Consider the following 12,171-nt stretch of genomic DNA (forward strand, 5'->3'; position numbering starts at 1 on the left):
TCTACATTCCCACAACGTTATTGCGCTTAAAATTCCTCTCAAAAACATACCGTTATGAAAGCGCATCGACTTTTATTTGGCTTCCTAATTTTTTTCACATGCTATAGCATTCAAGCTCAGGTAGGTGTCGGCAACACCACACCACAGGCGACATTGGATATTTCTGCAAGTAATGTCACCAATCCTGCAAACGACGATGGAATCCTTATCCCTAGAGTTGGCAACTTTCCAGCTGCAAACCCGACGGCTGCTCAAGATGGCATGCTCGTCTTCTATACGGGTACAGGTTTTTCCGGTAAAGGATTGTATTATTGGGATAATCCTACTTCAAATTGGATTCCTGTAAAAGGTGTAGAACGTATCAACGACCTTATCGATGGAAAAACAGATCCAGGAACATTTTCCATTTACTTGGGTCTAGGTGCTGGAACGGACGATAATGGTTCAAATAATACAAATATTGGAATTGGTAGAAATGCCCTTAATGCTATTGTAAACAACGATAATAACATAGCTATAGGTAGTGCCACTCTACAAAACTACGTAGGAAATACAGTGCCAGGAAATAATGTTGCTATAGGTAATAATACCATGACCAACATGACCACAGGTGCATTAAATACGGCTGTGGGGCAAGGCGCTATGGAAAACATCAATTTTAATACCAATAGTAACGTAGCTGTTGGAACCTATGCACTTCGAAACCTCGCAAGTGGTACAGAGAATACCGTTTTAGGTTATAGTGCTGGTAATAGTTCTGACGGGTCTTACAATGTGTTTTTAGGGCGTAGCTCAGGAAATACTATTGACGGATCAAGAAATGTTTTTATTGGATACAACTCCGCAAGTACATTGGCAACAGGGAATGATTTATTATACATAGAAAATTCAAACTCGCTAACACCTTTGATTTATGGTGAATTTGATAATGATATCTTAAGAATTAATGGCGAATTACAAGTCAATAATCCCGGAGGAACTGGCTATGCACTACCTCTCATCGATGGCAGTGCAAATCAAATCATGGCTACTGATGGTGTCGGACAAATTAGCTTTGTCGATGCTTCCTCTCTAATTACTGTAACTGATGAAATCGACTGGTACGAAGAAAACACCACCAATAAACCTGATGCCATAACAGATGATATTTATACACAAGGTAACGTAGCCATTGGTAAAAACACAGCAGATTACCCTTTGGACATTGAAGTTACCACAAATACTACCAACTCGATTATTGCTAGAATGGTGGATAACACTAATGGAACCGGCGATCATATCGGCTTACAACAAATTATGGGAGGTACGCACAATGAGTTTGTTAATGCTCTAGCGTCTTATATCGATAACACAGGCTCTGGGCTTCATACAGGTATAGTAACTTCAGTAGAAAATGGTGGCGGCAATCAAGTTGGGCTTCGCTCAACAGTTCGTGGTAATTCTGGTGAAAACACTTCAATATTAGGAAGTATTCTTAATAGTGGATCAGCTAGTAGCTATATACAAACAGGGTTAGGCTTAGATATCTCCCAACCTAGTAGTCAAATTAGTTATGGGATTTTCAATGTCCTAGATGCTAGTGGCGCTAATGCTACAGGTATAAAATATGGAATGTACAATCTAATAGATAATGGTACAGGAGATCATTATGGCGTTTACAATGATGTGCGTGGCACCTCAAATAATAGTAAATACGGAACATTTAATCGATTTGGTATTGGTGCCGTTAACACAGGCGGTACCTTATACGGCACCTATAACGATTTTGGTAACTCCATAACATCGTCTAACGATAAATACGGGACGTATACCCAAATACCTTCCACACTTTCGGGTACCCATTACGGTTCGTATGTCGATGTTAGAAACACCTCTGGTTATGCTGGGTATTTTATAGGACGCTTATCATTGGGGATGGGATTAACCAACCGCTATTTAATGCCAGAGACTGATGGTACTACAAATCAAATCATAACCACAGATGGCGCTGGACAATTAAATTTTGTAGATGTATCTTCCTTAATTACTGTTACTGATGAAATCGATTGGTACGAAGAAAATACCACCAATAAACCAGATGCCATTACCGACGATATTTATACGCAAGGCCATGTAGCTATTGGCAAGAGCACAGCAGATTACCCTTTAGATATATTAGAAAATGCCAACGGTACGTTGTATGGTATTTCCATAGATAAATCAGATAATTCAGCAGGCGAAACTTCAGGTATATTTATTGAAAAAACAGGATCAGGTACAGGAAGAAGTCACGGTGTATTCACAGATATTAATGGTGCTGGAACAGGTCAGAAGTACGGAATATTCAATCGTATCACAAGCTCTGCAGACGGGAATCAATATGGAACCAGAAACTTTATCAATGGTGCCACTTCCAGCTTTCAATTTGGGGTTTTTAACAATTTGGATAATAACGGTACTGCAAATGAATATGGTGTTTACAACGGTATGAGAACGCCTAGTGCAAACAATGTATATGGCGTTTATAACGAATTTCAGGAACCAACTACGGCGAACGAAACTACAGGAACGCGAAATGCATTTACTAATGGTACACCTGGATCGGATGGTATGAATGGGACTTATACTTCCTTTAATAATAGTGCTAATGGTAATTATTACGGTTCAAGAAACATCTTTTTAGCTGGTGCCACAGGAACTGGGAACAAATATGGCACATTTAACGACTTTGCCAATGCCGCAGGAGGTACGCATTATGGTACTTACAACAATGTGAATGTCAGTAATGGCTGGGCAGGCTATTTTCTAGGTCGCGTTTATGTGGGTACAACAGCAGCCAATGGCTATAATTTACCAACAACGGATGGTGCGAACGGACAAGTGATGGTCACGAATGGTGCAGGAACCCTCTCTTTTAATACCATTACTGGAGAAAGCACAACGGCAAGTAATGGTCTCAACGAAGTTGGAAACGATGTTCGATTGGGTGGTACGTTAACTCAAAATACTACTGTCAATCAAGCCAATAATGCACTCAACTTTAACTTAAATGGTAACGGTGATTTGAACATTCAAGATGCAGGCGTCAATAAACTAACGGTATTGGATAATGGTGATACCGTATTGGGAGGCGATCTCTATTGGCGTGATGAAAACACAGGTGGTATGATTCTCGCACAAATGATAGATGATGGTAATGATGCTCGATTTTTACTGAGGGAAAATGGAAATGTTTCAGTAGATCTTGACACGAATACTCAATTCATTTTTAACGAGCAGGGTTTGGATCGAAATTTTAGAATTGAATCTAATGGGTCAGCCAATATGTTTTTCTTAGATGCAGGTTTAAACAGAATGGGTATTAACACCAATGCGCCTGATGGTTCCGTAGATATTGAATCGAATAGTACCGGAACGGTCGCCCAACTAGAACTTACTGAAACAGCAGCGAACGATGGCGCTAGATTAAATTTCAATAATTCAGTAGAAACTACTAATTACTGGACATTATATGGTCGTGCGGATAATACACTCACCGATAATCGCTTCAACCTATTTCATAGCTCAGCTGGAAATGTTGTTGTCGCCACAGGAGATGGAAGAGTCGGGATCATGAGAACACCTGGTACAAACACCTTGGAAGTTAATGGGAATGCCTCCAAAACTACAGCAGGCAACTGGTTGGCCAATAGTGATCGCAGATTGAAGAAAAATATCCAGACCATTGAGGGCATAACCGCCTTAGATAAAATAAGTCAGATGCGTGGTGTAACCTATGAATGGAATGACACTCAAACAGGTATAGATCGCCCTGAAGACATCCAATATGGTTTTATCGCCCAAGAACTGATGGAGGTTTTTCCTAATAAGGTAACGATGGACAATAACGGCTACTATCAAACTGCCTATGGTGATTATGATGCGTTGTTCGTACAAGCTATCAAAGAATTAAAACAAAAGGTGCAACTTCTCGAAAATGAAAATGATCAATTGAAACTTCAATTACAACAATTTAAAGATATGGATGCGCGACTTTCTGCTTTGGAAAACAAAAACGACGCAACAACAGCAACAACCGTTGCCATTAAGAAATAATAAAATTAATTGGCGATTAATAGTTAAAGTCAATTATGTTTTTGAGAAAAAAGTCGTTTGTAGGGAGCGGCTTTTTTTTATTAGAACCACTTAATTGAAAGCTTTGCAAGTGTCTCTTTGAAATTGGTATAAGGAGGAAACAGCAAATTTAAAGGACCTGGTGCATACTTTTTTAATACAGATCGTGCATTAGAAAACTCCTTAAATCCAAAATACCCATGGGCTTTTCCAATGCCACTATTGTTGGAACCACCAAACGGCAAATAATGATTTGAAAACTGAATAGCATTACTATTAATACAAGTCGTGCCAGCACGCGTTTGATTTATAATTGCACGCACCACATTCTTTTGTTTAGCGTAGATATATAAGGCTAAGGGTTTTTCTTTAGAATTGACATACTGAATGACTTCATCAATTGTTTGATACGTTTTTACTGGAAGAATAGGACCGAATATTTCCTCCTGCATTAATGTGGCAGATTCAGGTACATCAGATATCAATGTTGGCGCGATATAATTATCAGACGCATCATAGTGACCACCAAATTCAATGGTTGCTAGCTTTTCTTTAGCATCCTCAATACTCGCTGTTAATCGGTCGAAGTGATTCTTGTTGACTACTCTACAGAATGATGTGGATGTTTTTATATTGTCTGTGTAATTATGAGCGACTTGCTTTTTAAAGGCTTGAATAAATTCAGCTTTAATACTTTCGTGTACCAAGACATAATCTGGTGCGATACAGGTTTGCCCTCCATTCAAGTATTTTCCCCAAACAATATTCTTGACGGCATTTTCAATGGCTGCTGACTCGTGGATAATGGTTGGCGACTTGCCTCCTAACTCCAAGGTTACGGAAGTCAAGTGTTTTGCTGCTGCAGACATCACTATTTTTCCTACTCGGGGAGAGCCTGTAAAAAATATATGATTAAATGGTAGTTTTAATAACTCTTCAGATACTTCCACTTCTCCTTCTATGAGCGCAACCTCATCTTCTTTGAATAACTCGCTTACCATTTCAGCCATAACTGCCGACGTGTTTGGTGTCATTTCAGAAGGCTTGAGAATCACAGTATTCCCTGAAGCTATTGCAGACACTAGTGGCCCAAATGTTAATGTTATGGGATAATTCCAAGGAGAGATGATCAAGCAAACACCTTTAGGTTCATATGTAATATAAGATGTCGTGCCTAACAATGTTAATGGTGTTTCAACCTTTTCTTTTTTTAACCAAGTTTTTAAATTTGAACACACATATTTGATTTCCTTAACCACCAAATAGATTTCTGTGAGATCGACTTCAACTTGAGGTTTTTTAAAATCTTTGTACATGGCATCGCGTAAGGCTTGCCAATATGTTTTTTCAAGCGCATATTTTAAGGCTTTCAACTTTTTAATACGTGTTTTATAACTCGTATTACCTACCTCATATTGATGAGCTTTTTGTTTATCAAAAACGTTTGCGAACTTATTATCTGAATAATCTGTCATTTAATCTGTAACGATTTTATTGGGCTACGAGCCCATTTTGTGTATTTCATCGATGTTTTTTACGAACGAATTCATATTAACTAGAATTCAATCGGTTTTGTCTAAAAAATTCATTTTCGCTCCAATTGTTGTGTTTCTTTGACATGAGTTTAAAACTAAAAACCCTCATCGATTATGAAAAAAGTATTTACAATTTTAGCGTTTACATTATTACCTATCCTTGCTATAGGACAGAACTCAAATGCTGATATCAAAACTCAAACAAATGATATCCTAATCGAAAATGCAGTTGCAACTGAAAAGGTGGAGACAAAAACAACATCTAATTCGGCTGCAAGAGCTCAAGTATTAAAAATTAACAGAAAGAAAAGCACTGATATTATAAGTGTTAAAGCTTACAGAAAGAGTTTACAAATCAAAGTAAAAACTGTGAGATTGTGCTAAACTTTAAATCATATCATTAAGATCCGAAATATAAATTTCGGATTTTTTTTGTCATTTTCTTAACTAAAACTCAAACTACCTTGTGATTCTTGTTCCTTCAGTTGCTTAACTAAATCTAAGGCATCCGGAATGACATCACTGCATAAGATGATTAAAGATCCTTTAACGGCATTTTTGACCGCGTAAATTATGGCTTCCTTTTCTGATGGAATGATCGTGGTTTTTTTATTTGGATCATGTTGTTTTATACCATCATCAAGCATTTTTATGAGCTCCTCTTCAGTTTTACCTCTCAATCGTTTGTCTTGTCTAATAATAATTTCGTCAAACATTTCCGCAGCAATACTTCCCATTTCATTATTATCTTCCACACGTCTATCACCAATTCCAGCTATAATTCCCACTTTAACAGTCGCTTCAAGCTCATTAGTAAAATTCTGTAGTGCTCGCATGCCTGCAGGATTATGCGCATAATCTAAGAGAATGGTAAAATCATTAAACTCAAATAAATTAAGTCGACCAGGCGTTTGCGATGCAGACGGAATAAAGGTTTCTAATCCAGCTTTCATGTCTTCAATACTAATTCCTTGAACATGAGCCGCCAAAACAGCTGCCAAGACATTTTGAATCATAAATTTTGCTTTCCCTCCGTAGGTTAATGGAATATCCTCAACTCTCATGATACGCATTTTCCATTCACCTCTACAAATAGTCACATAGCCATTTTCGTAAACAGCAGTAATACCGTGTAGGCGCTGAAGTGCTTTGATCCTTGGATTATGCTCATCCATTGAAAACAACGCTACATTACAATTAACACTTCTACGCATATCATAAACTAAATCATCATCAGCATTTAAAATCGCATAGCCATCTGGTAGAACCGTCTCTGGAACTACACCTTTTACTTTGGCTAATTGTTCGACTGTATGAATCCCTTTCAACCCTAAATGATCAGCTGCCACATTGGTCACAATAGCGACATCACATTTTTTAAAGCCCAATCCAGCTCTTAACAAGCCACCTCTAGCACATTCTAATACGGCAAAATTGACCGTTGGATCCTTCAATACGAACTCTGCACTTGCAGGACCTGTACAATCGCCTGTCATCAATAATCTATTCTGGATGTACACACCGTCACTCGTGGTATATCCTACGCGATAGCCCTTCATTTTAGCGATATGTGACACTAATCTTGAGGTGGTCGTTTTACCATTGGTTCCTGTAATGGCCACAATTGGAATACGTCCCGTATCTCCTTTTTGTGGAAAGAGTTTATCTATAACAGGTGCCGCGACATTTCTAGGCAACCCAGTTGTTGGCGCGAGATGCATTCTAAAACCAGGACCAGCGTTAACCTCTAGTACTGCGCCTCCAGTTTCGGAGAGCGGTTGGGAAATATCTGTGGTCATTATGTCGATACCACAAATATCCAAGTCGATGATTTTTGAAATGCGCTCTGCCATCGATACATTGGCCGGATGGACAATATCAGTGACATCTTCTGCCGTCCCTCCAGTACTTAGGTTTGCCGTGTCTTTTAGAATTAATCGTTCCCCCTCATCTATCACCGAATCCAAGGTATAACCAGCATCTTTGATGATGGTTTTTGTCAGTTCATTCACAGAGATTTGCGTCAAAACATTTTCATGGCCGTAGCCACGTCTCGGATCTTCATTTACTTTATCTATGAGTTCTTGAACTGTGGACTTCCCATCACCAATCACATGCGCAGGTGAACGCAAAGCTGCAGCTACCAATTTGTGATTAATTACCAATAGTCTGTAATCTGCACCAACGATAAACTTCTCGACGATGATAGCGCCACTTTTAGAACTTTCCTTGGCTTGTCTAAAAGCGATTAAGGCATCATCATAATTCTGAATATTTACCGTAATTCCTCTGCCGTGATTTCCATCTATAGGCTTAATCACTAAAGGATATCCCACATAACGACAAGCCTCTTCTAGACTGCGTTCACGTCTGATAATATCACCTCTTGGCACATCAATTTCAGCCTGTTCCAATAAATATTTGGTGTCTTCTTTATCACAGGCCAGTTCAACACCAATACTACTGGTTTCACTTGTAACTGTGGCCTGTATTCTTTTCTGATTGGCTCCATAGCCCAATTGACAAAGTGAATATTTATTCAATCGGATCCAAGGGATGCCTCTTGCCTCAGCTTCTTGAACAATTGATCCAGTGCTTGGACCCAATCGATCGGCTTCACGTAACTCTCGCATTTCTTGAATATCGTCGCTTAAATCATAATCTTCACCACTAATCAAAGCTTCACATATTTTAACTGATGCTTTAGCCGCATATCGTCCGACGGATTCTTCCATGTAAGCAAACACCACATTGTATACCCCTTCTTCACCATAGCCTCGTGTTCTACCAAAGCCAACATCCATTCCAGCAAGTGTTTGAATCTCCAATGCAATATGCTCGATAATGTGTCCCATCCAAGTTCCTTCCTCAACGCGCTGAAAAAAACCACCTGGTGTTCCTACAGAACATCGGTGTTCATACATCCCAGGAAACATAGCCTTTAACCGATCATAAAAACCATCGACTTTGTTAGATGGTAATTCCTCCATTTCTTGAAGGTCTAAAACCATTACAATTAATTTATGTCGACGTACAGACCAGTAATTTGGGCCTCTCATTGCATTGATACTGCGTATTTCCATAGGGTTGGTTTTTATGGGTGAAAGATTATAAATATAGACATTTTCAATAAAAAAATTAGCTTATTTTTGTCCAATATCAAAATTAGATTGAATTTATGCAGAAGGCAAAAGGCACACTTATACCCATAGGTGGAAATGAAGATAAGGGCATTGAAGATAATGAACAATACACTTTAGAGTTTATTGAAGAAGGCATTCTTTTTCATGTTGTAAAGGAATCTGGTGGCAATGACGCCAAGATTGTTGTTATCCCTACGGCCTCTAGTATCCCAAAAGAAGTTGGTGCTAATTATTTAGAAGCTTTTTCCACTCTTGGCTGCAATGATGTGACTGTATTAGATATTAGAAGTAAGTCTGACGCTGAAGAACCTGAGACTATAGAATTGATCAAGTCTGCCAACTGTGTCATGTTCTCAGGAGGAGACCAATCAAAAATAACCAATAAAATTGGTGACACTAAAATCCACAAAATTTTACAAGAACGCTATCAGAAAGAGGAAGGTTTCGTCATTGCTGGAACAAGTGCAGGAGCCATGGCGATGGCCAAGCATATGATCGCTGGTGGAAGTGCCAGTGAATCTTTTATTAAAGGGGCTGTAAAAATGTATAAAGGCTTAGGTTTAATTCCGAGTTTAATCATAGATACCCATTTTATTAAACGCGGACGGTTTGGTCGCATCTCTGAAGCCGTTGCTCAATTCCCAAAACGCATAGGGCTTGGTCTAGCTGAAGACACAGGTCTGATCATCAAAAACAATTCTTTTGAAGTGATAGGTTCGGGCATGGTCATTGTGTTTGATGGCCGCAAAATCAAACATAATAATCATGAAATTCTTCAAAAGGGAACTCCTATGTCCTTGACCAATTTAAAGATGCATATCCTTTCCAATGGTGACCGTTTTAATATCAAGAAAAAGAAAGTAGACGTTCTTCCAATAGAAGCACCGTTCATCTAATTTTTTTGAATTAAGTATTGAGATACAATACATTAGCATCTTATGAAAATTCGATTTTTTATAGGTGTTTGTTTTCTGCTATTGCAAATAGGAGGCATCGTTTATGCGCGATTTGTTCCTGAACGTTTTTTTTGTTGGGCACCTTATGATAGCCACACAAAATTTGAGGTACTCGTTACTATTAACGGACGAACTTTATCAAGTGAAGAAGCATCAGACCGTTACCATTATAAAATGAAAGGTTGGGAACAACGCTCGATTCATAACATCATTTCACTTATTCGTCAATATGAGCGCAGCTACGGCAAGAATGATCATGCTGAAGTCACCCTGATATATGCAACCAACGGTCATCCAGAACAAACTTGGATCTACAATGAATCGAACTAATAAATTAAGAAAATACTTCGCTAGGCCATTTCAATTTGAAGGTACCCAAATGCATCCCAATGTATTGCTGATGTGCAAGCTCTTGGTGATTCTTCTGTGTATTCATCATTTCTTCTTTAAGATAGAAGATCCTTTCATCCCATTCATCCAAGAATTAGATAAATTTCATGCGTATCCTAATGTTTTCAAGTTTATTTCTAGGACGCTATTTGTACTATTTACAATGACCTTAATGTTTAATATAAAAGTGCGAACATCTGCCATTGTCATTGGTTTGATTGTGCTTATGACAACCTTAGCTTCAAAACCAATGTTCTATAACCATGTCGTTATTTGCGGTTGTGCACTATTTTTGGCTGGACTGACGAATCATAAGCAGCCACCATATTTATTAATCTATCAATTGAGTATCGTTTATCTGGGAGCCGCATTAAATAAATCTTTAGACCCAGATTGGTGGTCTGGCGCGTTTATGGACAATTGGTTAGGTGTGGCACGACAAAATCATTTATATCTAAAAACCTCACAACATTTCGCCGAAATGTCAACAGCCAAATTTCTGTCTGCCGTAGCCATTTCGACAGAGTTTCTGATTGGCCTATTGCTATTAATTAAAAAAACAAGGAATTTTGCGGTTTGGTTCATCATCATTTTTCACGTCGGATTATTTACCTTGACATCATTTCGGTTCGGACATTTTATAGAATCCTTGATCATCATATTACTGGCTTTTTTAAATTTTCCTAAAGGACAAATGATTGTTCATTTCAATTCAAAAACCATGAGCGGATTGAAAAAATTCATGACCTTATTGGATGTGGACAAAAAGCAACAATGGCTTCCAAATACCACCGAAAACACCCATTGGCTAACCCTGGAAACCAATCAAAATACCTATACCAATCACGAGGCTTTAAAAAATTTAATCCTTTACACCCCAAATTTTTACACCTTACTACTATTTAGTGATATTCTTATCTATTGTATCCTGTATAATGAACGAGCCTTATTGTTTCAAGTCAATGTGATTTTTGCTTGGATATTTATTTTATATCTCTTCCCATTTCATCAGATTTACAAATTCAGAAAACATCATTTATAAATGGCAACGATTTCCTCACCATCGGAAGTTTTACTCGCTCTATACATGCCTTCCGTATTAAAAGGCATGGCAACTCGTCCTTCTCGATCTACGGCGATCAAACCACCATCACCTCCTAATTCCATTATACGATGATGTATGACTTCTTCCGAAGCTTTTTTAACCGACCATCCTTTGTGTTCCATCAGGCAGGCAACATCATAGGCTACAACACCTCTAATAAAAAACTCACCGCTTCCTGTACAGGAGACCGCACAAGTCTTGTTATTGGCATAATTACCAGCACCAATCATTGGTGAATCACCAACCCTTCCCCATTTTTTATTGGTCATTCCACCAGTAGAAGTGGCTGCAGCTATATCGCCATTTTGATCACAAGCCACAGCACCTACAGTTCCAAACTTGGCATCTTTTTTTGTTGAATGGTCCAACTGAAAAGCATCTGTATCCTTTATTTCCAACCATTGCTGATGTCGAAACTCGTCATAAAAATAGTCAGCATCTTCTATGGTGTAGTTTAACTCTTGCGCAAATGTCATGGCGCCTTCTCCAGCTAGAAAAACATGCTCACTCTTTTCCATGACATCACGAGCTAAGCTAATGGGATTTTTAATCCCAAACACTAAACTAACACCGCCTGCATTCAAAGTGTTGCCGTCCATAATACTCGCATCCATTTCATGAGATCCGTTTGCGGTAAACACGGCACCTTTACCTGCATTAAACAACGGTGAGTCTTCCAAAATCTTAACGGCAGTTTCAACAGCGTCAATAGCAGTTCCGTTTTTTTCTAGCACCCTATAACCAGCCTCTAAAGCTAGTTTTAAGTCTTTTTTGTAACGTGTTTCAAGTTCAGGAGTCATCATTCCTTTAACCAAGGTTCCAGCACCTCCATGAATTGCAATGGCATATGTTTTCATTCGAAATATTTTCTTCGGAAATTTACAAATTGCAAATCAAAATGTTCATTAGATACCTCAAGTTTTTAAAATTTAGTATTTTAGATTCATCTT

At 38.4% G+C, this 12,171-nt stretch carries 8 protein-coding genes; 5 read left to right on the forward strand and 3 right to left on the reverse strand.

Going from position 1 to position 12,171, the window contains the following annotated elements; genetic code table 11:
- Positions 1-54: 54 nt before the first annotated feature.
- Positions 55-4,074, forward strand: coding sequence for a tail fiber domain-containing protein (locus ACU8DI_RS12605; RefSeq protein ID WP_447113139.1), 4,020 nt, complete (start codon positions 55-57; stop codon positions 4,072-4,074).
- An 80-nt stretch (positions 4,075-4,154) separates the two neighbouring features.
- On the opposite strand, the gene ACU8DI_RS12610 is transcribed toward ACU8DI_RS12605, so the two are convergent.
- Complete coding sequence (locus ACU8DI_RS12610; protein WP_447113140.1) at positions 4,155-5,567, reverse strand: aldehyde dehydrogenase family protein; 1,413 nt, start codon at positions 5,565-5,567, stop codon at positions 4,155-4,157.
- 174 nt (positions 5,568-5,741) lie between these two features.
- Between ACU8DI_RS12610 and ACU8DI_RS12615 the strand changes: the two genes are divergently transcribed.
- On the forward strand, positions 5,742-6,011 hold the full coding sequence (locus tag ACU8DI_RS12615) for a hypothetical protein (protein WP_447113141.1): 270 nt from the start codon (positions 5,742-5,744) through the stop codon (positions 6,009-6,011).
- 59 nt (positions 6,012-6,070) lie between these two features.
- On the opposite strand, the gene cphA is transcribed toward ACU8DI_RS12615, so the two are convergent.
- Entirely contained in the window at positions 6,071-8,710 is a 2,640-nt protein-coding gene (gene cphA, locus ACU8DI_RS12620; RefSeq protein ID WP_447113142.1) for a cyanophycin synthetase, read from the reverse strand.
- A gap of 95 nt (positions 8,711-8,805) precedes the next feature.
- On the opposite strand from cphA, the gene ACU8DI_RS12625 reads away from it, so the two are divergent.
- The 3 genes from ACU8DI_RS12625 to ACU8DI_RS12635 are packed head-to-tail and all read left to right on the forward strand — an operon-like array spanning position 8,806 to position 11,158.
- Positions 8,806-9,666 (forward strand): cyanophycinase, encoded by an 861-nt coding sequence (locus ACU8DI_RS12625; RefSeq protein ID WP_447113143.1) that lies wholly within the window; start codon positions 8,806-8,808, stop codon positions 9,664-9,666.
- Positions 9,667-9,708: 42 nt separating this feature from the next.
- On the forward strand, positions 9,709-10,056 hold the full coding sequence (locus ACU8DI_RS12630) for a hypothetical protein (protein ID WP_447113144.1): 348 nt from the start codon (positions 9,709-9,711) through the stop codon (positions 10,054-10,056).
- On the forward strand, positions 10,043-11,158 hold the full coding sequence (locus ACU8DI_RS12635; protein WP_447113145.1) for a hypothetical protein: 1,116 nt from the start codon (positions 10,043-10,045) through the stop codon (positions 11,156-11,158). Before ACU8DI_RS12630 ends, ACU8DI_RS12635 begins: the two co-directional genes overlap by 14 nt.
- Here ACU8DI_RS12635 and ACU8DI_RS12640 read toward each other — a convergent pair.
- Complete coding sequence (locus tag ACU8DI_RS12640) at positions 11,149-12,078, reverse strand: isoaspartyl peptidase/L-asparaginase family protein (RefSeq protein WP_447113146.1); 930 nt, start codon at positions 12,076-12,078, stop codon at positions 11,149-11,151. The genes ACU8DI_RS12635 and ACU8DI_RS12640 overlap by 10 nt on opposite strands.
- Positions 12,079-12,171 lie beyond the last annotated feature (93 nt).

This window comes from Psychroserpens sp. BH13MA-6, from assembly GCF_052983595.1.

Bases quoted from the DNA above. Each gene is read 5' to 3' on its own strand.
- ACU8DI_RS12625 (WP_447113143.1), top strand. From the start codon at position 8,806: ATGCAGAAGGCAAAAGGCACACTTATACCCATAGGTGGAAATGAAGAT.
- ACU8DI_RS12640 (WP_447113146.1), bottom strand. From the start codon at position 12,078: ATGAAAACATATGCCATTGCAATTCATGGAGGTGCTGGAACCTTGGTT.
- ACU8DI_RS12635 (WP_447113145.1), top strand. From the start codon at position 10,043: ATGAATCGAACTAATAAATTAAGAAAATACTTCGCTAGGCCATTTCAA.
- cphA (WP_447113142.1), bottom strand. From the start codon at position 8,710: ATGGAAATACGCAGTATCAATGCAATGAGAGGCCCAAATTACTGGTCT.
- ACU8DI_RS12615 (WP_447113141.1), top strand. From the start codon at position 5,742: ATGAAAAAAGTATTTACAATTTTAGCGTTTACATTATTACCTATCCTT.
- ACU8DI_RS12610 (WP_447113140.1), bottom strand. From the start codon at position 5,567: ATGACAGATTATTCAGATAATAAGTTCGCAAACGTTTTTGATAAACAA.
- ACU8DI_RS12605 (WP_447113139.1), top strand. From the start codon at position 55: ATGAAAGCGCATCGACTTTTATTTGGCTTCCTAATTTTTTTCACATGC.
- ACU8DI_RS12630 (WP_447113144.1), top strand. From the start codon at position 9,709: ATGAAAATTCGATTTTTTATAGGTGTTTGTTTTCTGCTATTGCAAATA.